Origin of the sequence: Paenibacillus sp. 1011MAR3C5 (assembly GCF_003591485.1) — a bacterium.
Lineage (GTDB): Bacteria > Bacillota > Bacilli > Paenibacillales > Paenibacillaceae > Pristimantibacillus.
The window spans coordinates 288,454-314,375 of sequence record NZ_QZCF01000006.1; the positions used below are offsets into that span (position 1 = coordinate 288,454).

At 52.9% G+C, this 25,922-nt stretch carries 19 protein-coding genes; 10 read left to right on the forward strand and 9 right to left on the reverse strand.

Annotated elements, in window-relative coordinates:
- Positions 1-25 precede the first annotated feature (25 nt).
- The 4 genes from D3P07_RS19375 to D3P07_RS19390 form a co-directional block, all read right to left on the reverse strand.
- Positions 26-1,528 (reverse strand): serine hydrolase domain-containing protein, encoded by a 1,503-nt coding sequence (locus tag D3P07_RS19375; RefSeq protein ID WP_182914410.1) that lies wholly within the window; start codon positions 1,526-1,528, stop codon positions 26-28.
- A 50-nt stretch (positions 1,529-1,578) separates the two neighbouring features.
- Positions 1,579-2,388, reverse strand: a complete 810-nt coding sequence (locus tag D3P07_RS19380) for a CPBP family intramembrane glutamic endopeptidase (protein WP_119801899.1) — start codon at positions 2,386-2,388, stop codon at positions 1,579-1,581.
- 222 nt (positions 2,389-2,610) lie between these two features.
- The gene (locus tag D3P07_RS19385) at positions 2,611-3,261 is read right to left on the reverse strand and encodes a fibronectin type III domain-containing protein (RefSeq protein ID WP_119801900.1); all 651 of its coding nucleotides are present in this window, start codon (positions 3,259-3,261) and stop codon (positions 2,611-2,613) included.
- A gap of 235 nt (positions 3,262-3,496) precedes the next feature.
- Positions 3,497-4,972 (reverse strand): protein adenylyltransferase SelO, encoded by a 1,476-nt coding sequence (locus D3P07_RS19390; RefSeq protein WP_119801901.1) that lies wholly within the window; start codon positions 4,970-4,972, stop codon positions 3,497-3,499.
- A 367-nt stretch (positions 4,973-5,339) separates the two neighbouring features.
- On the opposite strand from D3P07_RS19390, the gene D3P07_RS19395 reads away from it, so the two are divergent.
- Together D3P07_RS19395 and gdhA are read left to right on the forward strand one after the other, a co-directional pair.
- The gene (locus tag D3P07_RS19395) at positions 5,340-6,317 is read left to right on the forward strand and encodes a diaminopimelate dehydrogenase (protein WP_119801902.1); all 978 of its coding nucleotides are present in this window, start codon (positions 5,340-5,342) and stop codon (positions 6,315-6,317) included.
- Positions 6,318-6,384: 67 nt separating this feature from the next.
- Positions 6,385-7,755, forward strand: coding sequence for an NADP-specific glutamate dehydrogenase (gene gdhA / locus D3P07_RS19400; RefSeq protein WP_259391597.1), 1,371 nt, complete (start codon positions 6,385-6,387; stop codon positions 7,753-7,755).
- A 124-nt stretch (positions 7,756-7,879) separates the two neighbouring features.
- Here the strand turns inward: gdhA and D3P07_RS19405 are convergent, their stop codons facing one another.
- Positions 7,880-8,605 carry a sulfite exporter TauE/SafE family protein gene (locus D3P07_RS19405; RefSeq protein WP_119801904.1) on the reverse strand — a complete coding sequence of 242 codons (726 nt, stop codon included), beginning with the start codon at positions 8,603-8,605 and terminating at the stop codon, positions 7,880-7,882.
- A gap of 289 nt (positions 8,606-8,894) precedes the next feature.
- On the opposite strand from D3P07_RS19405, the gene D3P07_RS19410 reads away from it, so the two are divergent.
- Both D3P07_RS19410 and D3P07_RS19415 read left to right on the forward strand, forming a co-directional pair.
- Positions 8,895-12,044 carry an ATP-binding response regulator gene (locus tag D3P07_RS19410; protein ID WP_119801905.1) on the forward strand — a complete coding sequence of 1,050 codons (3,150 nt, stop codon included), beginning with the start codon at positions 8,895-8,897 and terminating at the stop codon, positions 12,042-12,044.
- A 181-nt stretch (positions 12,045-12,225) separates the two neighbouring features.
- On the forward strand, positions 12,226-12,915 hold the full coding sequence (locus tag D3P07_RS19415) for a GNAT family N-acetyltransferase (protein WP_397334610.1): 690 nt from the start codon (positions 12,226-12,228) through the stop codon (positions 12,913-12,915).
- A 224-nt stretch (positions 12,916-13,139) separates the two neighbouring features.
- Here the strand turns inward: D3P07_RS19415 and D3P07_RS19420 are convergent, their stop codons facing one another.
- Complete coding sequence (locus D3P07_RS19420; protein WP_220482035.1) at positions 13,140-15,314, reverse strand: glycoside hydrolase family 3 N-terminal domain-containing protein; 2,175 nt, start codon at positions 15,312-15,314, stop codon at positions 13,140-13,142.
- Positions 15,315-15,316: 2 nt separating this feature from the next.
- Positions 15,317-16,681 carry a glycoside hydrolase family 30 protein gene (locus D3P07_RS19425; RefSeq protein ID WP_119801907.1) on the reverse strand — a complete coding sequence of 455 codons (1,365 nt, stop codon included), beginning with the start codon at positions 16,679-16,681 and terminating at the stop codon, positions 15,317-15,319.
- A gap of 133 nt (positions 16,682-16,814) precedes the next feature.
- Between D3P07_RS19425 and D3P07_RS19430 the strand changes: the two genes are divergently transcribed.
- The gene (locus D3P07_RS19430; RefSeq protein WP_119801908.1) at positions 16,815-17,609 is read left to right on the forward strand and encodes a helix-turn-helix domain-containing protein; all 795 of its coding nucleotides are present in this window, start codon (positions 16,815-16,817) and stop codon (positions 17,607-17,609) included.
- Between the two features lie 50 nt (positions 17,610-17,659).
- Positions 17,660-18,484: a lipid II flippase Amj family protein gene (locus D3P07_RS19435; protein WP_182914411.1), complete on the forward strand. Its 825-nt coding sequence runs from the start codon at positions 17,660-17,662 to the stop codon at positions 18,482-18,484.
- A 56-nt stretch (positions 18,485-18,540) separates the two neighbouring features.
- Here D3P07_RS19435 and D3P07_RS19440 read toward each other — a convergent pair whose 3' ends face one another.
- The gene (locus D3P07_RS19440; RefSeq protein WP_119801910.1) at positions 18,541-20,763 is read right to left on the reverse strand and encodes a patatin-like phospholipase family protein; all 2,223 of its coding nucleotides are present in this window, start codon (positions 20,761-20,763) and stop codon (positions 18,541-18,543) included.
- Between the two features lie 495 nt (positions 20,764-21,258).
- Entirely contained in the window at positions 21,259-21,612 is a 354-nt protein-coding gene (locus tag D3P07_RS19445) for a helix-turn-helix domain-containing protein (RefSeq protein ID WP_119801911.1), read from the reverse strand.
- A gap of 142 nt (positions 21,613-21,754) precedes the next feature.
- On the opposite strand from D3P07_RS19445, the gene D3P07_RS19450 reads away from it, so the two are divergent.
- From D3P07_RS19450 to D3P07_RS19465, 4 genes are all read left to right on the forward strand, one after another.
- Positions 21,755-22,165: a hypothetical protein gene (locus tag D3P07_RS19450; protein WP_119801912.1), complete on the forward strand. Its 411-nt coding sequence runs from the start codon at positions 21,755-21,757 to the stop codon at positions 22,163-22,165.
- Positions 22,166-22,243: 78 nt separating this feature from the next.
- A complete protein-coding gene (locus D3P07_RS19455) occupies positions 22,244-23,383 on the forward strand; it encodes a winged helix-turn-helix domain-containing protein (protein WP_182914412.1) in 1,140 nt (379 codons plus the stop codon).
- A 61-nt stretch (positions 23,384-23,444) separates the two neighbouring features.
- A complete protein-coding gene (locus D3P07_RS19460) occupies positions 23,445-24,680 on the forward strand; it encodes an MFS transporter (RefSeq protein WP_119801914.1) in 1,236 nt (411 codons plus the stop codon).
- A gap of 160 nt (positions 24,681-24,840) precedes the next feature.
- Complete coding sequence (locus D3P07_RS19465; protein WP_259391598.1) at positions 24,841-25,878, forward strand: Gfo/Idh/MocA family protein; 1,038 nt, start codon at positions 24,841-24,843, stop codon at positions 25,876-25,878.
- Positions 25,879-25,922 lie beyond the last annotated feature (44 nt).

Here is a 25,922-nt window from a genome sequence, read left to right on the forward strand (position 1 = left end):
TACTCCCATAAACAAAAAAAGCTGCTTATCGCAGCCCCTCTATAACCTCGTGTCCCCTGTCCGTTCTCCGTAAGCGATAAAACAGGAGGAGCCCTTCCAGCAGCCAAACGAAGATAAACAGCATAGGAATAATAAACAGGGCATGCCCCCAGCCCGGAACAAACCGCAATATTGTCCTCCATGGCGCACCCATTTCCACCGGAAATTGAAGCAAAAACAGCAAGGGCACAATCAGATCGATAACAGTAAGCAGGCTTCCGCGCACAATCAACCATTTTGAAACATGTCTGGCAGAATTAGGACCGCCAACAAGTCGGTACAACGACCAGATCAGCCATATAGCCAGCGCAGCAATACCCAGGTTCAAGTAAGGGGCTATGGCCCCAAACTTCACCGGCTCAATCAGCAAGGAGGAAAACAGGGACCCGTTGCCCGCCGCCTCCAGCAACCGGAATGACAGATCGCCATATCCATTGCCATAAAGGCTCGTAAGCAGCACATCATTCGTATTCATCAGAACGACGATTCCCCAGCTGCCGTCCGTGTGCATCATCACATCCGCATGATAATTCTCAGCGTCTCCGCCATGCGAGATCCATTCAGAGGTTGTAAACCATCCCAAGCCATAGGGAAATCCCGCCTCATATCGCTGCATCAGTCCAGTGCTGGCTGCCGACAATACCGTCGCATCCCTATACTGTCCACCATTCATTTGGGACAGCAGAAAATGCGTCATATCCCTCGCAGAAGCAGCTAGATAGCCGGCTGGCACAAGTGCCGGGGATATGTCCGGCTTGATCTCCATGAGCTTGCCGAACACGGTCTGATACCCGCTGGCGAGTCCATTCTCACGGGCTGTAGAGGGATCGGCATAGCTATCCGTCATATCCAGAGGCTGGAAGATATAATTCTCGATATAGGCCGCATACGGCTCGCCAGACACTTGCTCGATAATGGCGCCAAGCAGCATGTAATTCACATTGGAATAGCCAAAGCGTTCTCCCGGCTGCCGCTCCAGCTTCAGCTTGCCTTGCCGCTCCATGATTTCTTCGGCCGTATGTCCTTGTGCAGCCATAATAGCCCTGCCATCATAGGTAGACCATCCACTCGTTTGTCTGAGCAAATCCCGAACCGTCGCCTCTCGTCCGCCCGTTGGTCCGTCCACCTGCAGCCACGGCAAATACGCCAGCACCGGCTCGTCAAGCCTTAGCTTGCCTTGCTCCGAGAGCTGCATTATGGCTGTAGCCGTAATGGGCTTGCTAACGGAGCCCAGAATAAACGGCGTCTCCGGCGTAACCTCCCTGCCGGTATCATCCGCTTTCCCATACCCTTTCAAAAACACAATTCGGCCGTCCTTCACTACGCCGACTGCAAGACCCGGGATATGATAGTCATGCATACCCTGCCTGACTTCCTTGTCCATCTGTGACTCATTGACTATGGCATTGGCATGCGTCAACTGCGGGAGAAGTGCTGTAAGGACCACCAGTATAATCAGAATGATGACAATGAGCTGTTTGATACGCAAGTGGCAACCGCCCCTTTCAGGCTGTATTGGCCCAAAAGAAGCGGAAAGGCTCATTTTCCAGAAAAATATGGCGTTCTTCCCTGTGGACTCTTGCCTCTTGGCAACAAACCGATACAAATCAAAAGAATCGCGACTATGAGCGAGCCCACGAATAGCCCTGCCGACTCGTATTCGCGTATCGCACGGATGATCAGAATCGTAGTGGAATGAAAGGAAATATGCAAAATAACGGAGGCCCAAAGGCTCTTCATACGAATCGCTGCCCATGCAAACAGAAGGCCTAATAGAAACGTATAGCTCACTTGAAGGGGATGGGTATGGAGGAGAGCAGAAAGAATGGCCTGTACGATAACAGCTGTCGTAAGGGAGTAGACGTGACGCAGCGTCCGCAAGACGAGTCCCCGCAGCATGATTTCCTCGATGAACGGAGTCAGAATTCCGGCAGTTACCCATACCAGAAGAATGGGACCAGAGGCCATCTCATCTGCTGCTTTCTGTTCATGGCTGACGGCAAGCTGCCCCCACACATCGAGCTGAAGAATGAGGCCGAAGGCGATGCTGAGCAGCATGCCAAGTCCGATAAAGAGGCCGATTCGCCGCATTCTGATTGTGCGAAAGCCGCAAAACTCCCATAACGACCTCTTCTTCTCCTGACGGGTCACGACAGCAAGAAGGAGCAGGGCGAGCAGTACGCCGGCGATTGTGGCGGCATTCGTATCGAGATCGCTCCACGAAAAGTCTTCCTGGAGGAGGTTCTGAACGATAGCCACACCCAGCGTAGAGAGGATCAATGAGCCGCCAATCAGAAAAGCATACCCGATCAAGTCCAGCCAAACATGCTGCTCCTTATATCTTTTCATATCCGCTAGCCCCCTATCTTGTCCGTACTGCCGGGACGACGTGTTATAGAAGTTATCAATCAAACCAATGTTTATCCAATATAATCCTATTCGACATCATTATACTAATATTACAATCTTCCCGTATACTAAAAAAATGGATAGACAAAATGGTCTGACCGCCGTGCAGGAACAGCAAAAACCCCCACCCGCAATGCGGGTGGAGGCCTTTGACTGCGAAGCTTACGGTACGACGACGGTAAGCGTGTCGCTCAGAACGGTGCCGAACGGATTAATAAGCTCGACTTGATACGTATACGTGCCAGATGGGCGTCTGAAGGTCCAGCTTGCCGACTGTCCAGTCGTATTGCCGAACTCCTCGTAGTAATGCAGGGATACCTCCTGTCCGTTCTCCAATAGACGGCCGGAAGTCGCTTTATTGCCGCTCCAAATTGTCCAATTAATGACAAATTCGCCGGTTGTGTGTAATTTATTGTCATTTAGCTCTATACTAGGTTTGGCAGGCGCTCCAGTAGCCGATGTAGCTACCTGATTAATGGAGTTGGACCAGGTTGTGCCGCATGCATTCTTGGCGATAATCCCAAAGGAATATCCGATATAGCCATTGCGCAGCTCGGTGACGGTAAAGCTGGTATCTTGAATATTTTGGGCAGCGAACGGCGCTCTAGGGGAATAATAGACATCATAAGCATCAGCGCCTGCAGACGGTGTCCACGACAGCGCCATGGAGCGATTGCCCGGGGTTGCAGTCAGCGTAAAATCGCCCGGCTTCTCGCAAGCGACTGCCGGCTCAGCGCTGGCCGCTCCGATTAGGGATAAGGACAGAACAAGCGTTAAACCTAACGCCACCAGTTTCTTTTGAATCTTTCTCATAATCTCTCTCCTATTTCTATAATTGGATTGAATACAGGAGTACTCCTCTATTTGAACTCAGGGTTGGACGTCCATCTATAATATAGCAATTATTAGTATATATGTCAAAATAAGATATTGTGTAGACTCGATGGCCGCCGCGCCGAGATTGAAGCCAGGCTGATGCCGCTGGATTAAGGCTTAAACCGAAAAAGGACCTCCCCAAGAGGTCCTTTTTCCTTTGCCCGTTCCTGCCTTACGTCCCGCAGAAGGTACGATACGGGTAAGCCGACGGCTCGGACAGCGCCGCATATTCCTCCTGCTCCGGCGTATGAGCGTACGGGCTGCGCAGAACGGCAAGCAGCCTCTCCATGACGACAAGATCGCCTTCCTCCACTGCCGCCTCCAGCGCTTCCTCCACCCGGTGGTTGCGCGGAATGACAGCAGGGTTGCTCGCCTTCATCAGCTCCTGCGCCTCATCGGCTGACTCCTGCTGGCGGCCTAGCCTCTCTTGCCAGCGGGCATGCCACTCGCGGAATTCTTCGCTCCCGAATATCGGAGTACCCTCCAGCTTGCCGAATGTCAACGCTTTGAACGTGTTCGTATAATCTGCTTGATGCTCTGTCATCAGATCCAGAAGAGCCTTGATGAGAGAATCGTCGTCCGCCTCCTCATGGAACAGCCCCAGCTTAGCCCGCATGCCGCTCATCCAGTGGGTATAGAAGCTGTCGATGAACCCTTTAATTGCATCCTCCGCCAGCTCGACCGCCTTCTCTTCCTCCTCATGAAGAAGCGGCAGCAGCGCCTCCGCGAGCCTAGCCAAATTCCATGCGGCAATATTGGGCTGATTGCCGTAAGCATAGCGGCCTTGCGAATCGATCGAGCTGAATACGGTAGCCGGATCATAGGCGTCCATGAACGCGCACGGACCGTAATCGATCGTCTCCCCGCTCAGGGTCATATTGTCCGTATTCATTACGCCATGGATAAAGCCGACTAGCTGCCACTTCGCAATAAGCTCGCCTTGGCGCTTGATGACTTCCTTCAGCAGCGCAAGATAGCGGTTATCTCCGGGATCAGCGTCCGCGTAATGGCGATTCCACGTGTAATCGGCCAGCGCCCGCAAATCCTCCGCAGTCCCGCCTCCCGCAGCGTACTGGAACGTCCCGACGCGAATATGGCTGGCCGCTATGCGCGTCAGAACGGCACCAGGCAGCTCTGTCTCGCGGTAGACCGCCTCGCCCGTCGTGATAACGGCCAGACTCCGTGTCGTCGGTATGCCAAGCCCGTGCATCGCCTCGCTGATCATGTATTCGCGCAGCATCGGTCCGAGCGACGCCTTACCGTCGCCACCGCGGGAATATGGCGTTCGCCCCGAGCCTTTCAGCTGGATGTCGAACCGCTCGCCTGCTGGCGTGATATGCTCGCCGATGAGCAGGGCGCGTCCGTCCCCCAGCATGGTGAAATGTCCAAATTGGTGCCCGGCATACGCTTGGGCAATCGGCTGAGAGCCGGCAGGCATTTCATTGCCCGCGAATGCGGCTATACCTTCCTCGCTCCTTAGCGCGTCCGCGTCCAGCCCAAGCGATGCGGCAAGCGCCGCATTGAGAATGACCAGCTTGGGTGAGGGAACCGGGTTAGTGCTTATTCGGCTGTAGAACAATTCCGGCAAGCCGGAATAGCTATGATCAAAGTTCCATCCTGCTGCTTCGTTCGTGTTTTGATCCGTCATGAGATCTCCTTTTGAAAACACTGTTATGGGAAATTCGTCTGCATCATCCCTTATTATACCCTTCCCGGCTCTCGTCAAGGCCCTCCAATCTACTGGGTAAAAAATTTTTTTCGGGTTGCTTAAACGAGTTAATCCACTACTCTATCACAGCAATAAAGCCTTATTCCATGCGGCTTTCACGATTTTTGAATCGTTCGGTTTTTGGTCAAAAAAACACCATATCTTTCTAATTCCTCCCGAACTGGTTTGTACTATGTTATTATTAATTTGCATTATTGCGTTAAAAAACTTAAAATAATACGAAATCGCGCTCTGAGAGAGTGACTGGCTTTAGGCTGAATCTCGCATATTTTTAGGAGGATTTAACATGGGTAGAATCAAGATTGGCATCGTAGGCTACGGCAACTTAGGCAAAGGGGTCGAGAAGGCCCTGGCGCAAAATCCCGATATGGAGCTCGTCGCGGTATTTACGCGCAGACAGCCAGAGCAGCTGGCAACAGGCAGCGTAAAGTTCGAGCACATCTCGGCAGCAGAACAATACAAAGGCAAAATCGACGTCATGATTCTGTGCGGCGGTTCCGCAACAGACCTGCCGGAGCAGACTCCGTTCTTCGCAAGCATGTTCAACACAGTGGACAGCTACGATACGCATGCCAAAATTCCGGAGTTCTACGACGTAGTTAACGCTGCTGCAAAGCAAGGCGGCAATCTAAGCGTCATCTCCACAGGCTGGGACCCCGGCTTATTCTCGCTCAATCGATTGCTTGGCCAATCCATTCTACCTGAAGGCACCGACTATACATTCTGGGGCAAAGGCGTAAGCCAAGGCCACTCCGATGCGATTCGCCGCGTACCGGGCGTTAAGGCCGGTGTGCAATACACCGTTCCTGTCCAGTCCGTCATCGACCGCATCCGCGATGGTGAGACACCAGAGCTTGAGACACGTGAGAAGCACCTTCGCCAGTGCTATGTCGTAGCGGAAGAAGGCGCTGATCAAGACGTGATCCGCGAGACGATTGTGACCATGCCGAACTACTTCTCAGACTACGATACAACCGTAACGTTTATTACCGAGGAACAGCTGAATGCCGAGCATCAAGGCATGCCGCACGGCGGATTCGTTATTCGCAGCGGCGTAACCGGCGCAGGCACAAAGCAAATCATCGATTTCGGCCTGAAGCTGGAAAGCAACCCTGAATTCACGGCAAGCGTACTCGTTGCCTATGCAAGAGCTGCCAACCGATTGAGCCAAGAAGGTCAGCACGGAGCGAAGACGGTATTCGATATTCCGTTCGCTTACCTGTCGCCAAAATCCGGCGAGGAGCTTCGCCGCGACCTTCTGTAATCACTCGGTTTGATAGATAGAAAGTAACTAGCTAGTCATTTTCTCGATAGAAGGAGCGTCCATCCACGTGAACAATGTATTGGTAAAGGAGCAGACCGCCAAGGAATATGTCCAGTCGGTCTATGAAACGATTCTCAACCGCAATCAAGGGGAGCGGGAATTTTTCCAATCGGTAAAAGAAATTCTTGACTCCCTGATCCCTGTCATTGAGGCCAATCCGCATTACATGAAGCACAGCATCCTGGAGAGAATTACCGAGCCTGAGCGCGTCGTCTACTTCCGCGTACCTTGGGTTGACGACAACGGCAGGCCGCAGGTCAACCGCGGATTCCGCGTTCAATTCAACAGCGCACTAGGCCCTTACAAAGGCGGACTTCGCTTCCATCCTTCCGTGAACGCCAGCATTATCAAGTTCCTCGGATTCGAACAGATCTTCAAGAACTCCTTGACCGGCCAGCCGATCGGCGGCGGCAAAGGCGGCTCTGACTTCGATCCGAAGGGTAAATCGGAACAGGAAGTGATGCGATTCACGCAAAGCTTCATGACGGAGCTGTACCGTTATATCGGTCCATACATGGACGTACCAGCAGGCGACATCGGTGTGGGCGCTCGCGAGATCGGATATATGTTCGGCCAGTACAAGCGGATCAAGAGCGGCAACGAAGCCGGCGTATTGACGGGCAAAGGCCTCCTCTACGGCGGAAGCCTTGCACGCAAGGAAGCAACGGGCTATGGCTGCGTCTACTTCGTCAACGAAATGCTGCAAGCCAAAGACATGAGCTTCCAGGATCGTACCGTCGTCGTGTCCGGCTCCGGCAACGTATCCATCTACGCGATTGAGAAAGCACAGCAATTCGGCGCTCATGTTGTTGCATGCAGCGACTCCAACGGCTATATCTACGATCCGAAGGGCATCGACCTTGCACTTGTGAAGCAGCTGAAAGAAGTAGAGCGCAAGCGTATCAGCGAATACGTCCTGACTCATCCTGACGCGGTATACACGCCAGGCTGCGAGAATATCTGGACGATCCCTTGCGATATCGCGCTTCCGTGCGCAACGCAGAACGAGATCGACGACAAAGCGGCGGAGCTGCTCGTGAAGAACGGCGTAGTGGCAGTCGGCGAAGGCGCGAATATGCCATCGACGCTTGACGCAATCGATGTATTCTTGAACAACGGCGTCCTGTTCGGACCGGCGAAAGCCGCGAATGCAGGCGGCGTGGCTGTCTCCTCGCTGGAGATGTCGCAGAACAGCATGCGTTTGTCCTGGACATTCGAGGAAGTAGACGCGAAGCTGCATGACATTATGCGCCGCATCTACCACAACAGCATGGCCGAAGCTGAGAAATACGGCTATCCGGGCAACCTTGTTGTCGGCGCCAACATCGCAGGCTTCGTACGCGTAGCTGACGCGATGATCGAGCAAGGCGTAGTATAATTGCTCCTCGTTTGATATTATTCTTTTTTCCATATAGGAACATGAAGAAACCGGCTTCTGCTCGCAGAAGCCGGTTTTCGTATGTCTCATCCATCTCTTCGCAAACGTCCGCTCGCCATCCCCGTTACAGCTTTATTAGACTATCGACAAGCAGGTAAAGGCCTGTTCCGCTCAGCAGAATATACGTGACGATTCGGAATATGCGCTGATTCAACCTTTTGAACAACATCTGGCCAATCAACAAACCGAGGAACACAATAGGGATGGCATAAAGACTCGATGTCCATATCCTCTCGCTCGTGCCCGCAAAGATAATCTGGGTCAACAAACTTACAAAATAAATAAACAGATAAAAAGCGAGCGTCGTTGCTCTTATCTTCCCCTTCTCCGCATCCGTTCCCGTGAAATACAGCAATAACGGAGGGCCCGGCATCCCGATGCTGGTCGTGAGCAGTCCGGATATTCCGCCTACGACATAATCTCGCTGCCTTGTCGCTTTAACTTTGAATTTGAATACCAGCAGTGCAGTTAACGCCAGCAGAAGGATACTCACCCCTAATGTGAAGGTGTTGATATCCACAGACAACAGAATAAGCAGGCCAAAGGGCACGCCCGCTATACTGCCTGCGGTAAATCTTTTGAGAAGCATGAAATCGATATCCCTTCTTATCTTCACGATTAAGGATGCCGAGATAACCAGCGACAAAATAATGTTGATTTGAATGGCCTCTTGCGGAAGGAATAAGATGAGCAGGAATGGTGTTGCCATAATCGAAAATCCAAAGCCTGTGCTTGTCTGCAAAATAGATGCTGCCAGAATAATAGTGAAGAAAATCAATATGGAATCCACGTCAATCCTCCTATAACAAACCTGCTTCGTTACAGTGTAAGCCTTATGGGCCATCCTTTCAAACCTATAAAGGGATTTGTTCATTCCAAGTTAACATACTTGTCGCTCATTGAACATGATGCCAGAAATAGGCAAGGGTTCGGACGATACCGCGACACATCGCAGAGCATTTAAGCACCCTCACTCAGCTGCTAACCCGTATGCTGCTCGAAATCGAACTCCAGCCCAATGTCACATCCGAATTTAACGATCTGCACTATTCAATAACCTAAAGGAATATTAACCGCTAATGTCGAATTTTATGATCATGATGACGCGACTGCTCAAACATAAAAAGATCACTTATTTAATGATAGCTATTCTATTTCTAGGGTGCTTAACTGGGCTGCGGTTGGTATGGTCGGATATCTTCCCTGCCTCGAAGTCTCATCCCATTGTGGATGGCGTGCTCGACATGCGCGGTATAGACTTGGAAGCTTCGCACTCTTTCTATATGGACGGACAATGGCTCTTCTATCCGGAGAAATTGCTGTCACATCAGGATATGCAATCCGCCGCTCCGCCCCAGACCATTGAAGTACCGGGCAGCTGGGGAAATCTATTAAACCATGAGAAGGGATATGCCTACGGCTATGGCACATACCGCGTGCGCATTCTGACCGACCCGCTCGTGCAGCCCGTATCGATCTGGCTGAAGGGCATTCAAGCCTCATCGGAGGTCGAGATTAACGGAAATTTGCTAGCCAGCATAGGCAAACCCGCTGCAAGCGCCGAAGACTATATGCCCAGGAATGTGTCCTATACCGCCACCTACTCGGTAGAAGGCACGACGGAGCTCGATGTGCTGATTCGCGTTGCCAATTACGATAAGCCAAGCAAAGGCGGCATTTTGCGTTCTCTTCAATTCGGTTCCCAAGCTGCAATCGATACCGTGCGCTGGTATTCGATCGGATTCCAGCTGGTTACGTTCGTGTTGCTTATATTACACAGCCTGTACGCGTTCATTCTCTACTACTTCAATTGGAAAGAGCGTACCCTGCTGCTTACCAGCTTGCTGCTCATTGCCGTCGGCATCTCTATCGCTGCCGGACACGATCACTTGCTTATGCTGTGGCTGCCTATCAACTACACATGGGCGATTAAGATCAAGCTGGTGTCCCTCATGTGGCAGATTTTTCTCATTCTACTCTTGTTCAGACGATTCTCGGCAGCACAACCGGGCAATATATGGATGCGTGCCTATACGATATCCCTTGTTGCCTTTACAGCCGTGCTGTTTGCGGCTCCGGCGCAAATGATCGACTTCTTGATCACCTATAAAATCATTTACTTCTTTTTCTTCGTGCCGTTTATATGGTTTGCCGGCGTTGCTGGAGGCATGATCTTTCATAAGAAAAATGACATTGATATCGTATTTCTGCTGCTGTCAGCCGTAAGCATTATTTCCAATCTGCTATGGAGCTTCGCCTCTACATCCATAGATGTGACAACCACTTATTATCCGTTCGATATTATGGCGGCCATGATCGGTTTCTCTACCTACTGGTTCAAAAAATATTACCGCCAGTCCAGAGAGAACTCCGAGCTCTATGAACAATTGAAGAAGGAAGATAAACTGAAGGACCAGTTCCTGGCCAATACGTCGCATGAGCTTCGGACGCCGCTGCACGGCATTATGAATATCGCCGAAACCGTCGTGATGAAAGAAAAGGAACGGATGAACGCCAGCAGCATCAAGGATATGGAGCTGTTGATCCAGATTAGCCGGCGCATGTCCCATATGCTGGGCGATCTGCTCGATGTCGCACGGCTCAAGGAGCATCGCATCATGCTGAAGCAAGAACCGATGCATATTCAGGCATTGGTTCCCGGCATTATGGCCATGCTGGCGTTTCTTATGGAGGGCAAGCCCGTTCAACTGCAGATGAGCATACCGGACTCCACGCCGCTTGTCATGGCCGATGAGAAGCGGCTGGTGCAAATTCTGTACAATTTGCTGCACAACGCGCTGAAGTACACGGAAGAGGGCCAGATCGACATATCCGCTGAAGTCCGTGACGGCTTCGTGATGATTCATGTAGCCGATACTGGCGTTGGCATGGATGAAGAGACCCAGGCACGCATATTCCTTCCTTATGAGCAAGGAGCTTACGGGGTTAGCGACGGCAGAGGCATGGGGCTTGGACTCAGCATATGCAAGCAGCTGATCGAGCTTCACGGCGGCGAGCTCGCCGTCCAGTCAACACCCGGCCATGGCTCGACATTCAGCTTCCAGCTTCCGCTTGCAGGCGCGGAGCATCTTACTTCCGCACTTAATCCGGCCCTATCCGCAGCCACCGGCAGCGAGGCCGAGATTGCTGCCGGAATCGGCTCGCTGTACGATCCAGCATCATTCACGCAGGAATCCATTCCTGCGCTGCTGAATGACAGCAGGGTTCATATTCTTGCCGTGGACGATGATCCGGTTAACCTGAGCGTACTGGCTGGCATCCTGTCGGCAGAGCCCTATCAGCTGACCACCGCCCATTCCGCACGTGAAGCCTTGGAGCTGCTGCCGACTCGGACTTGGGACCTCGTCATTGCCGATGTGATGATGCCCCAAATGTCCGGTTACGAACTGACTCAGAAAATCAGGGAGCACTATTCCTTATCCGAGCTTCCGGTATTGCTGCTGACCGCGCGCAGCCAGTCTACCGATATTTATACCGGATTCGCTTCAGGGGCCAATGATTATGTGACCAAGCCGGTAGACGCGTTGGAGTTGAAGTACCGGATTAAAGCGCTGATCACACTCAAGCAATCGATACACAAACGGCTGCGTATGGAGGCCGCTTATTTGCAGGCGCAGATTCATCCGCATTTCTTATTCAATACGCTCAATTCGATTATGGCGCTAAGCATGACGGATACCGAAAAGATGCGTTCACTTGTTGAAGCTTTCTCTTCGTATCTTCGCATCAGCTTTGATTTTCTGAATACAGAGGAATTGGTTGAGCTGTCTCATGAGCTGGAGCTGGCGAAAGCCTATCTCTTCGTCGAGCAGGAACGGTTCGGGGAGCGCTTGTCTGTCGAATGGGAAGTGGAACCCGGCCTCAATCCGCTGCTTCCTCCGCTCACCATACAGCCGCTCATTGAGAACGCCGTCAAGCACGGCTTGCTGAAACGCAATAAAGGCGGTACCGTCTTTATTCGGGTCGCTCGCCAGCATGACGCTACGCGGATAGAAGTGCGGGATAACGGGACCGGCATGAGTCAGGAGATCATTCATCAATTGCTGAACCGAACGATGAGCGGGAAGAGCGGAATCGGCGTCTCCAACACGAACCGCCGACTCCTTCAGCTGTATGGCCAAGGCTTGTTGATTCAGAGCACGCCTGACGAGGGAACGCGTGTATCGTTCATCGTGCCTGATCAACAAACCAATGGAAGCAGCCAGTAACTGGCTTAAGCGCAGCTTTCACCGTTAAAATTAAAAAGGACGTGATCGTTCAATGAGACCTCCTGTTCTAAATGAAACGTTAGCAGCGCGCATACAACAATCCGAAGCAGCATTCATGACTTCGCGCATCAGCTCGATAGGAGAAAGAATCGGAAATCCCGAAGGAGTAGAAATATTGAAGGTGGGCCGAACGACGGCTTTTTATATCAAGACAATGCCCTGGGGATTGTTCAATTCAGTAAAAGGGTTCTCTAATGAGGATATCGGCCATCTCGAAGAGATTCTGACCTTCTATCGGGAGAGAGAACGCCGCTTCCAGATGGATATTCAGCCTGCAAGCAGCAGCACGCAGATGCTTCGAATCTTGACTGGGAAAGGACTGTTCCAAGAGGGCTTTCACTCCGTGCTCTACGGGCTTCCGCGAGCGGAGCGACCGGAACTGCCCGCTTCTATTACAATTCAGCCTATCGAGAATGAAGCGGAATTTGATGTGTATGCGGGCATTCACTGCGTCGGCGCTGGCATGAGCCTGGACGATAAGCATCACTTCGTCAACAACAACATCGGTCTGTTGTACCGACCGGGATGGAAGCTGTTCCTGGCCCGCTGGAACGACATTCCGGCTGCTGTAGGCGTCATCCATATTCATGATGGTACAGCCTCGCTTGCACTGGCCGCGACGTTGCCTGAATACCGGCGGAAAGGACTGCAAACCGCGCTTCTGCAATGGCGTCTTCATGAGGCTCATCATGCCGGCTGCAATCTCGTTGCAGGCCAAGCCAGCTTCGGGAGCTCCAGCCAGCACAACATGGAGCGGCTTGGCATGAACCTCGCTTGGACACGGGCGGTGTGGGGGCCTATAGGTAACTGAAATAACTGGCTTAACCAGCTTCACTTTCACCTGAATCCGGCATGACGAAAGACGCTAGAATGCTCCTAAAGGTAAAACCATGTTGCTACACACCACTACTGGCGTTAACCTTTAGCATACCAACCAGTATGATCATCAGATCGCGATCGCTCTATGTATCTCTTTTGCGCATTAAGATCATAAAAAAGGGGGCCTCTGCTTAATAAGCAGAAGCCCTCCTTGCGTTATACAACTTTAACCGTAATCGATTGTCCTTCACTGGAGTTTGGTCCGATCCATAGCGTGAAGTCGCCCGGCTCGACGATCAGCTTCATATGCTGATCGATAATCGCGAGCTGCTGCATACCAACCTTGAAGGTGAGTGCAGCCGATTCATTCGGCCCTATGCTCACTTTGCTGAAACCAATCAGCTTCTTTAGCGGCTGGGTGACGCTTGCCACCTCGTCCCGCAAATAGACCTGCACGACCTCTTCACCCACACGTTCGCCTATATTCGTTACCGTCACCGAAACAGTCAGCTTGCCATCAGCCGCAATTGAGGTCCGGTCGGCTGTAATGTCGCTGTACTCGAACTGAGTATAGCTCAAGCCATAGCCAAACGGAAACAGCGGCTCAGTCGTCGAATCGATGTAGTAGGAAGAGTAGACGCCACCCGGTGGTCGTCCGGTCTTCTTCCGATAGTAATAGATCGGAACCTGGCCGACATTGTGCGGGAAGGTTACCGGCAGGCGTCCGCCTGGGTTGTAATCGCCGAATAACACATCGGCAATCGCATGACCGCTTTGTACCCCGAGATGCCAAGCCTGAACGATGGCATCTGCCTTCTCCTGCAGCCAAGGCAGCGCGAGCGGTCTTCCGCTCAGAAGCACAGCCGTAACCGGCTTGCCCAGCGCGGCCACAGCCTCGACGAGCTTGCGCTGCGCGCCCGGCAGGCCCAGCGACGTTCGGGAACGGGACTCGCCGCTCATCTCCAGCGCCTCGCCCAGCGCCAGAACAACGACATCCGCTTGACGGGCCGCTTCTAGAGCGGCCTCGAAGCCTTCCTCGCTGTCCGACTCCATAGAGCAGCCTTCCGCATAATGGACGGAGGCCGCTCCAGCCGCTTGGCGGATGCCCTCCAGCAGGCTGACGACTTCCTCCGGATTGCCGTCGAATGCCCAGCAGCCGAGCGGGTCCTTGCGGTTGTCCGCAAGCGGCCCGATCACGGCGACCGACGCCCCTTGCTTGCTTAGCGGCAATGTCTTTCCTTCGTTGCGAAGCAATACGATCGATTCTCTCGCCGCCTCACGCGCCAGCTCGATGAACGAAGCGCGCGCTTCAGCAGCCGCTTCTTCCGTTGGAACTGTCACGTATGGCTGCTCGAACAAGCCCAGCTTGATCTTGACTGCGAGAATGCGCAGCACCGATTCGTCTACAGCACTCTCCGGCACGCGGCCCTCACGGACCAGCTTCGGCAGGTGGCGCATGTAGAAGCCGGAATGCATGTCCATGTCGCATCCCGCCAAGATACTGCGCTCGCAAGCTTCTTCTTCACTGCCGGCGACGCCATGCGTGATCAGCTCCTGAAGCGCATTGTAGTCACTGGCTACAATGCCCTCAAAGCCCCACTCTTCACGCAAAATCGTTTTCAGCAAATATTCGTTGGCACAAGCCGGGATGCCATTCACTTCGTTGAAGGAGGCCATAATGCTTAGCGCCCCGGCGTCTACCGCTTCGCGGAACGGCGGGAGAATCACCTCGCGCAACACCCGGTCAGACAAGTCGACGGTATTGTAGTCGCGACCCGCCTCCGCTAGTCCATACGCTGCGTAGTGCTTCGGACAGCTTGCGGTCGCTTGGCCTGCTCCGTCATCTATTTGCGAGCCTTCAACCCAAGCTTTCGCATATTCGCCTGTCAGCAACGGGTCCTCGCCTATGCTCTCGGCGATACGTCCCCATCTCGGATCACGGCTGATATCGATCATCGGCGCGAACACCCAAGCTACGCCATCCGCCATCGATTCACGGGATGCCGCTTCAGCTGTTCGTCTCGCCAGATCCGGATTCCACGCCGACGCCTGCGCCAGCGGGATCGGGAATACCGTCTTATAGCCGTGAATGACGTCACGTCCAATCAAGAGCGGAATACGGCTCACTGTATTTTCTTGAATGAGCTTCTGCAGTTCATTCGCTTGCTCGGCACCGGCCAGATTGAAGATCGAGCCGACGCGGCCTTGTCGAATCTCCTCAACCAGCAGGTCTCGCTGGGACACACCTGTCTCCGGGTTGATCGGGTTATAGCCCCAATCGTATTGCGTCATCTGTCCGACCTTCTCCTCAAGCGACATGCCGGAGAGAATCTGCTTCGCCTGATCAAGGATCTCCGTCGTCATCCAAGTACGCGGTGAAGATGTTGTCATCGTCAAGCCCCCTTATGCACGCTTGGGAAAATCAGCGTTTGGATAGAATGCGCAGGAATATAACCCTCCGCGATTTGTTCGTTGTTGCGAAGCACATACGGGTGCTGCTCGTCAGAACGGTTCAAGATTACGACTACAAGCTCACCGTTCGGGTTTTTGAATGCTGTCGTTTGCAAGGCTTCCGTATATTTGGAGCACGCGACACGAACAGCGCCTGGACGAATGTATTTGCTGAAATGCCCGATGTAGTAGTACGAAGATTGGAACGTCAGGGAGTCGGACTTCGTGTCTGCAATTATGGGCGCGTCACAATAGTTGCCTACATGGTTCGGGCCGCCTTGCTCGTCCAGTACGATGTTCCAGTCTGTCCAGCCCTCCATACCGTTGTTCAGATTGCCGATAATGTCATGCGCATAACGCTCGCCGCTCTTCCATGAGCCGATCTGCACGCCGCCCTCATGGCAGCCTTCGGTGAACATCAGACCCTTATTCGGGAAGCGATGCTTCACAGCCGACAAGGCATCGAAGTGGTCGCCAGAGTACCAGTGGAAGCCAAGACCCCAAATGTACTTGGACGCTTCCGCATCCTCGAATGCCGTCTTCGCGCGATCATATACGCGTTCCTTGTTATGATCCCAAATCATGATCTTCACATCTTGGCGGCCCGACTTATGCAGCTCCGGTCCGAGATAGTCGCGCACAAAATCACGCTCCTCCTCCGCCGTATAAATGCAGGAATCCCAAATCTGCACCGCTTTCGCCTCATTCTGTACCGTCAATCCCCAAAGCGGCAGACCTTCCGCCTCATAGGCTTCAATGAACTTGATATAATAGCGAGCCCAGACATCCCAATATTCCGGCTTCAGCTTGCCGCCATGGTTCATCTCGCCATTGGTCTTCATCCATGCTGGAGGGCTCCAAGGCGAAGCATAGAACGCAAAGTCATCCCCTGCCAGTTGCTTAGCCTTCTGGATGTATGGAATCATAACCTCGCGGTCATGGCTAATATCGAAGGTGTTCAGTTCCACATCCCCGTCCTCCACGTAGGAGTAGTTGCCCAGCGCAAAGTCGCAGCTGTTGATATGCGTGCGGCAGATCGTATAGCCAATGCCCTCCTCCGCGTCGTAATAAGCATTCAGGATACGATTGCTGTTCTCTTCGCTCAGCTTCGCCGCAGTCACAGCGGAGGCCTCGGTAATCGCGCCGCCGAAGCCGATAATCGACTGGTATTCGACGTCTTCATATACATTAATTACCTGGTTCTCTACACCAGCTTCATCCTGCCGCAGCGTCAGTGATGCTACCTCCGTAAGACGGTCTTGCGTACCTTGCGATGTTTGAATCGTTTTAACCGTACGAGTAGTCATAATGAATGCATACTCCTTCCTAGATCCGTGATGCTTTCATTATAAGGGGAGGCCCTCCCTTCTTTGTAGAAACAATATAATCGAATACATCAACAATCTGATTGAATGTTATAATGATGCGGAGGGGAAGTGAATGTCGATGAATCCCATTAACGTCCAACTGAGTGAGTTTTCCAGACATGAGGAACCATTCCGCCAAACTTATGGCACTGGTTTAGATACTTATATTATAAGGCTTCAGGTTGAGGGGATCTGCCAGGCGCTCGTCCATGGCGAGATGAAGGAGATTCGTCCGGGGGACCTGCTGCTATTCCAACCGGGAGATATCTACGATCTGCGCATCGGATACCTGCAAGGGGCGTCCAAGCTCTCCGGTGATTATTACGTCATGAGCAACGGTCCCGGCATGCGGGAATGGTGGAATCAGAAGGCGAGGCCGACACGGACCAAGATTGCCGAAGACAATCGGCTGAAGACGGTCTGGTATCAAATTATTCTGGAGAAGCGTCGTCTTGACGGCGGCAATCCCGATATTGCCTCAGCGCTGGTATGGTCACTGCTCATGCTGATAGACCGCGCAATCGAGGAGTCGCCAGAGGACCAATCTCCGCTCGCCTATCATGCGCTTCGAATGCGGCAATACATCGAGGAGCATGCGTCGGAGTCACTGTCGCTGGACCAGGTGGCCCAGCATACTGGCCTAAGCGTATCCCGTGCCGTTCATCTGTTCAAAGCGCATTTTGGCGTCTCAATTATTGGCTATGCGCAGCAGCTGCGGCTAAGCCATGCGATCAAGCTGCTGGATCACAGCCCTATGTCGCTGGAGCAGATTGCAGTGGAGAGTGGACTGGGCAGCTATGCGTACTTCCACCGGTTATTCCGGGAACGGTATGGAATCTCGCCGGGAGCTTATAGGAAGAAAAGGTAGGATATGGTATGATAGTGTCCATATACAGTAGAAAGAGAGAAGTGTGCACATTGGATGTTCTAACAGGCAAAGTTCTATTTATCGCCTTATTTATCCTCATCATTCATAGCATTGAGACGCTCGCCTACGCCGTGCGGCTGTCGGGAGCCAGGGTCAAGCTGATCGCCTCGGCGCTGTCGCTGTTCAATATGATGGTCATTGTCTCACGTATGGCCAATATGATGCAGCTGCCCGTCACGGGCAGTCTGGTCGATACTGCTCCCAAAGAAAATACGCTTGCTTTCGTGGAGCAGCAATACCGCATATTGATCGGCGCTTCTACGCTCGGCACAATTGTGGGCATTATCTTGCTTCCTACATTCACCGCTCTCTTCTCCCGAGCAATCATCCATATGTCCCAGGAGCGCGGCTCTATTCCATCTCTGGTCAAAAAGGGCTTCTCCCTTGCATATATCAAACGGGGCATTAAGCACATTCATGTTCCGAAGCTCTCCTATCTCAAGGATATCAAGCTAAAGGATGTGCCTCTCCGGCTGTTTTTCTTCAATATGATCGTCACGGCCGTGTACACAATCGGAGTTTTATCGGCACTATACGCATCACTTCTCGCTCCTGACCGGTACGGATCCACCAGTATGGCTTCCGGTCTGGTTAACGGAGTCGCTACCATTCTGCTAGCCCTCTTCATCGACCCCAGAATATCGGTGCTCGCCGACGATGTTGTGAACGGCAGAGGCAGCTATATGCATCTGAAAGGCATCTCCGTCATCATGATCGCCTCCCGCCTGCTGGGTACGCTTATTGCGCAGCTGCTCTTTATTCCTGGCGCTCACTATATTGCCTGGATGACGAAGTTTTTGGTGGAATTTAATTAGCGCAAAATAAATCGCCGCCCGCTCCCTTTAGTGGAAGCGCGCGGCGATTGTCCTATCTATCCTCTTGTCGACCACACCGCACGGCCGTCCGGGCGATAGATGACGACATTGCCGTCGTCCTGTACGACGAGGCGGCTGCCAGGATTATTGAAGGTATTGGAATGCCAGCGGGAGCGGTTAAGCTCATCGTAAACAACCAAATTCCCGTCCGGCTGCATGATGCACACGCCTGCCGGCGCTCCCGTGCCGCTTGCCCAGATCGCCGTCCGCTGAATATTCACCTGCGGCGGGTAGGTTACGTTGCAATTGTTCAGCGCTGTCTGCTTTTGCCCTATGAGGGTGTTTAACTGTCGGATTTCGGCTATGATACCTGGCTTCTCCCTTGGCGACGCTGTAGATAATTCCGCTTGGAGAAAAGCGACGTTGTTTTGCAAATTCTCTATTTCCGTTGCGATCGGACGGCATTGAGACGATAGCGCTCCTGTCGTTCTCGTAATCTTGTACAGGACGAGATTGCCGTCTCCCTGGAAGACAAACGAATACTGCCCGTTCGGCGAATGAATGCCTTGTTCGAAAGCGAGAGTTTCCCCCGGCAGCATATCATCGCCTTGCGCCACAGGACCTGTGGACAACCACAAGCCGCGTTCTGGCGCCCAGGGATGGCGCTCCCATGTCGTCGACCAGCTCTCGGCTTCCGACGGAACATAACCCCCTTTTTGCTGACGCTCGCGCACTAAATCTCGCAAGATATTTTTGAGCGCACGGACCTCCCGCATGGCCTGCAGGCTGGCCTCCATTCTCTGCGCAGGGTGAACCGGCCTGCCGTTGCTGTCGTATTCCAGCTTGAAACCGTTCGCCGCATACTCCAGCTTCCATATCTCATGCCGCGTCTCATAGATCAGAATCGTATTCCGGTCACGAGAATACTCCTCCGCTACCTGTCGGTAATTCGCTGCATTAGCTTGCTTGGCCTGATACGTATCGTCTGCCCTCATATAGCCATGCGCCATGCGGATATCAATGAGGCCAGGATCAATCGTCATAATATCGTGAATATCGTTATCCGGCTGAATAATGGTCACGTTGATGCCTGGACTCCAGCCGTTATGCGGCTCTACCTCGTTAAGTACAATTTCATTGGTCATAATATCGCTTGTCGAGCGGTTAATGACATCCCCTACATTCGCGACACCTACATCAAAGGATGGCAGCAGATGGCCGCCTATGGCACTGCGGGCAGGGTCCATTCGGCTATCCGAAGCCAATACCGCATAAATTTCAGTGGCACCAGCCTGAATAGCCGACTGGATCGGCGCGATCTCCCGTACGCCGCCGTCTACGTAATTCTCACCGCCAAGCTTAACAGGCGGGAAAGCCAGCGGAATGGAAGCCGATGCGAGTGTGCCTTGAATTAAGCTGACATTCAAAGGATTCGTCTGAGAAGGATGCGCCGCTTTGCACGCGGACAACAAGTTGCTCTGATGCGAGATTTGGGCATTCAGATCGCGTATTTGCGCGACCAGCTGCGCCTTCTCCCCGGTAGCGGCTCTATGAAGCTCTTCCTGAAGATTGGCCCTGCTGAGCTCCAGGTTCTTAATCGTATCTGCAATCGGACGGCATTCCGGGGCCAGCATGGGTCCCGTCTGGACATAGCTGACGCTGTCGCGTTCCATCAGCTGGCCGGTCTCGGTCACATATCGCAGAGCGCCGCTCTCCAGGGCAACAACACCCAGCCGCAGCTTAATACCGCTCTGTCTTACCTTGTTCAAATCCAGCTTGGCGGGATCATTCAGCTTCGCTAGAATCGGTCCCAGATTGTATAAGGAACGAGCCTGTGCGTTGACGACTTTGCCAAGCTCTCGTTTCAACTCATCCAAATCGCCTACTACCTGAGCAATATCATAGGCGACCCATGCCCAGCCGATCGGCCCCAGTCCCAGCTTCGCTACCTCCAACGCAACCGTCCCGAGCTGGCGGCCAGCCGACTCGTTCAGAAATTTGATAATTTCCGAGTTCTGAACGTTCACCAGCCAAGCTTCCTCTTTCCACATATCCGCACTCGTTTTCAATTCGCGCCATATCCCCATCAGTCCGCGCAGACCGCGAGTGGCATCGTTGCCGTCTCCCTCGCCTTCCGTAAGCTTGATTGCATTAATCGCACCCACCGACGTGCCTGTTATAACCGTGGGTTTAATGTTGCGTTCATAGAGATAGCGCACCGCTCCTACCTGAAAATCTCCGCGCGCTCCTCCGCCGCTAAGTACCAATCCGACAGCCATTTCCGTTCCTCCCAATTTCCTTTTATTTGCAGACCCGTATAGAGCATATTCTGGGGATTTCGGCTAAAGACTGCGGAGCAAAAAGTTTATATTGCGGAAATTTTCAGTTTTTTATATCCATTCATTTATCGGACCCGAAAGGAGCATACGGTGTAATAGAACAACGGAGTGAGTTGGTGTGATGCATGCAATTCATAAGAGGTGAATTTCATGCAGCCTTTTCGATATCGGTTGGCTCATGAACATCCGATCTTCTTGTTAAGGATAGCTATGGGCTTGTGAAAGGCCGGGGGAGTCTATTAGAGGTTTTGTGAACATGTGGAATCCATTAACCTCGCCATAGGAGGTATTCAATCCGATAGCAGCCCGCCGCATCGTAGCTGTCAAGAATGAATACGGGAACGGACGAAATGATGTCCTGCTTGAGTCAGAATGAATACGCTCCGCATGCGATAAGCGATGAAAAATTAAGGGAAGCTCTTTCAATATGACGCCTTATACCGAGGTATTGCCTTTTACGATCTCTCTCAACACATTCCTGGCGAGCCTTGCCTTCTCTTCATTCGCTTCACGAAGCATGCTCACGACTTCCTGGATGCTTTCATCCAGCGGCGTAGCCTCAAACCCCTCATCTATGTAAGCAAATAGCTGAATCAAGTTCACATCAAGCGACTCTGCGATCTTGGCCAGATTCAAGAGCGACACATTCTTTTCGCCCCGTTCAATCTGTCCGATATATGAAAAATGAAACCCGCCCTTCTCTCCAAGCGACTCTTGCGAAAGCCCTTTCTCCTTCCGCAGCACCCGAATACGGGTTCCCACAAGCTTCAGTACTTCTCTGTCCTTCATGATGGCTCACCTCTCTCTATGACAAAAGTGTAGACAAGTTTCTCAAAGGTAAACACCAAATAAATGATATCATTGATTTTTTTGATATCTATATGTATTATTGTGAAGATTGTACTTTTTCAGGTTCAAGGAGGCTGCCAACGTGGAGGATCACGTTCAGCGTAAGATCGAGGGGTATTATACCCTGGCACATTACCATATGCTGCTGGCCTATCGGTTGCAGGATGACAACCAAAGCCGTACTTCTCTACAGCTCTGCAACTCCGCATTTCTAGCCATGTTGAGAGCGCTATGCTGGCATGAGAACAGGTTCAAGCTTCACGCCAACCTCTCCATGTTGGACTTAATCGCGTGCATCCATACGGATACGAACCCTGGAGACGACCTGCTGATTCACTACACGAAGCTGAGCGACTTGGCGCTCGGCCCTCCTCCTGGCAACGGCACGTTGGAGAACCATAACCTGGACCACATCATCCGACAAACGGATATGTTCCTGAACCGCTTATTCTCACGGATAAGCGGATTGCATCGTTCCTGGCGCTTTGACTAGTCTCCCTTGCTTTCTCCCCGCGGCCATGCCATCATCACTATATAGAAACTTTGCGAAAGAATGGCAAGGAGGGGCACGATGATTCATTTTGAGTCGGATCGTTATGAAGCCGTCTATGCGGGAGAACGCATCCAGCTTCTGCCCAAGGAATTCGCCTTGCTGCGCTTCCTCTATGAGCATGCGGGTCGCTCCTTCTCAAGAGACGCCTTGCTCGATGCGGTCTGGCCGCTGGAGGAGCCAAGCGACCGGACGGTGGACGATCATATCTACCGGGTTCGCAAAAAAGTAGCGAAGTGGTCGCATTTGCTCCAGATTGTGACGATTCGCGGCCAAGGCTATAGGCTGGTGCGCCATGATACGACGGAGCAGCATAGCCCGCTTCTGCAAGACGATCAATTCGCTGCTGATGTAAGCCGCATGTTCTCCAAATATCATAGTCTCGGCATGGGGGCCGCTATGCAATTGCTGGCTGCGAATCGCGAAGTGCTCAGCCTGCCTGGCGATCCGTACTACGACGTCTATATCCACTTTGTGAGGGGAGATTTCAAATCGCTGCTGGAGGCGGACAGTATCAATAGCCTGCAGAAGGCCGCCTATGCGATCTTTATTTACTCCGCCTTGCAACCAGAGCCAGCAGCTTCGATCCCTTTCTTTGAAAAACTGATTGCGCGAGAGCATATCCTATCACCGGCATGGCGGAACGACTTGCGATTAAACGCGGTGCTCATGTATCTGGAAACCGGGATGCTGCTTAGAGCGCGAGAAGAGCTGGATGCGATTCGCGACGACATTGCTGAGCTCCACTCCCCGAGCTTTTCAGCCATATTTCTGTTGAAAGAAATGTACCTTCATGTGGAGGAGGGCCAGCTTCAGGAAGCCGAAGCCAAGCTGCAAGCATGCGAAGAGCTTCTCGCCCTTCACCCGATCCAGCGGGAACGGGGAGCTTGTCTTGTCGCCAAGGCTATGCTGCTGTACCGCCAAGGTGACATCCGCTCCGCGAGACAAGCGCTAGACGACGGCATCGATACAACGAGACGGACGCAGTTCATCCCCCATCTGCTTGCCAACCTGAGATTGGCGCTGTCTTACCTCGGCAGACATCCGTATGATGAGACTTATCGCCAGAACTATCAACGGCAATGGGACCAACTAGACGAACAATATCGCTTCGACGAGCTGCGAACCAAGGCGGAGCGCATGCTTCGAAAGTGTCTCTGATCATTCTCTGACATTCCCCTGTTACGATCATCTTAACGATGTCGTCAGGGGGGTTTTTCTTATGTTAAAAAACAATCGTTCATTCGCCAAAATGTTCACCGCATACGGCCTCGCTGCATTCGGAGACTACTTCGACTTTATGGCGGTCTCCATTCTGCTCGGCTTCATCTGGAAGGCGGATGCCATGACCATTGCGCTCGTTCCGCTCACCTTCGCCGTGCCCAGCATCCTGTTCAGTCAATTGGCCGGCATTCTGGCAGATCGATGGAACAAGCGGAATTTGATGATCGCCACCGATCTGATCCGCGCCATGATTACGATACTGCTGATCTTCGCGCCGAATGCCTGGGTGCTGCTTGGACTTATTGCGATCCGTTCCACCGCTCGCGTCTTTCATTATCCCGCTCAACAGGCGATGACCCGAAGTGTGGTGTCGCCCGAACAGCTTCTGCAGGCCACTTCCTTGAACGGCGCGGTGTTCCAGCTGTCGAAGGTGCTCGGTCCGCTGCTTGGCGCATCGGTAGCCGCTGCCTTCTCTCCCGCAACCTGTATGGCTGTCAATGCCGTCTGCTACATCCTGTCGGCGATGCTGCTTCTGCGCATCCCTGTGAGAGAAGGACGAACCGCCGCCGCTGAATCCGGAGCGACCCTCTCTCTGCGTGCCGCTTGGCGAGATGGCTGGCATATTCTGCTGAGCAGCCGGGCGCTGCAGGTCAGCCTCCTCTTCTGTCTCATTGGACTCGCGGGCATTCAGATGATTGACGCCCAAATTACAGTCCTGCTGCGGGACATCGCACCGGACCAGCCTCAGTTGGTCGGCTGGCTCGTGACCGCGATCGGCCTGGGCGGCCTCGCCAGTGTCGCCTGGCTGCGCCGGTTTCAGCAGCTCTCCGCCTATGGATGGCTGCTGGGCGGAGGGGTTATGCTGATCGGCATCATGTTCGCCGCTGCGGGGATGTTCGAGCCGGGCTTCCCGCTCTGGCTTCTGCTGGGCGCATCCTTCGTCGGCGGGATCGGAACGGGATTCACGTCCATTGGCATGACTTATATTCTGCAGCAGGAAACGCCGCCGGATGCCATAGGCAGGGTTAGCGGCATATTCGATTCCTTGAGCAGCGTGATCTTCGTGATCGCTCCGCTCACCGGCGGCGTTCTGATCGGGCTATGGGGCGCTTCCTCCACCTTCCTGTATGTAGGCTTGTTCGTCGGGGGGATTGGTCTGATCGGCCTCTTTATGCAACGATTATTATGGAGATCGGACCGGACTGCGAAGCAGACCACTTCTATGACAGCGTGAATGATGGACAACAGCAAAAAAGGATAAGAAAAGGACAAGATGCATAAATAGTGGGTCGCGCATACCCGCGGTTATTCGTGATACGATAGGGATGCATGCCAAAACCTTATCTTTTTGCACATCACAACATCCGTCACTATCCACTTAAGGAGAGATCATCATGACATTGAAAGTTGGCGCTATCGGAACAGGCGGCATATTCAAGGCTGTACATTTGCCGGGCTGGCTTACTCATAAAGAAGTCGAAATCGTGGCGTTCTGCGACCCGTTCCGCGCTTCCGCTGAAGCTCTAGCCCTTGAATATCCGGGCACACAGGTGTATGAGGATTACAAGGAGCTGCTAGCAGACCCCTCCATCGATATCGTAGACATCAGCACGCCGAACCTGCTGCATTCGGAAATTGCGATTGCCGCTTTGCAGCAAGGCAAGCATGTTTTCTGCGAGAAGCCGGACGCGATTAACCCGATCGAAGCGCAGAAGATGGCCGATGCCGCTCGTGCTTCCGGCAAGCTGCTGATGGTGATGCGCAACAACCGCTTCACGGAGTCGGCGAAATTCGCGAAGCGCATCATTGAGCAAGGCCAGATGGGCGAGCTGTACATGGGCCGCTGCGGCTGGATTCGCCGCCGGGGCATTCCGGGCCGCGGCGGCTGGTTCACGACCAAGGAGCTGTCTGGAGGCGGCCCGCTGATCGATCTCGGCGTGCATATGATCGACATGGCGATGTGGCTGAGCGGCAATCCGAAGCCGGTGACGGTATCGGGCTCCACCTATCGCAAGTTCGCCGATCGCCCGGATGCCTCAGGTAAGATTCCGGCAGGCACCTTCGATGTAGAAGACTTGGCAGCTGGCTTTATCCGGTTCGATAACGGCGCTTCGCTGCAGATTGAATTCAGCTGGGCGTCCAATATTGAGGAGGAAAAGAAATTCCTCGAATGGCGCGGCACAGAAGGCGGCTTCAGCCTCGTGAATGACAAGCTTAGCCTCTTCACGGAGAACGAGGGCACGCTGATCAATCAACAGCCGTCCTTCAAGGCGGACGAGGTCCCGCAGCATACAGCGAACATTCACCACTTCATCGAATGCGTACTGGGACGCGAGAAGCCGATTATAACGCCAGAGCATGGCGTGGATATGATCAAGATTCTAAGTGCGATCTATGAGTCCGCAGAGCGCGGCAGAGAGATTGTATTGTAGGTCAATTCAAAGAAGGCTTCGGTCACATACCGAAGCCTTCTGCT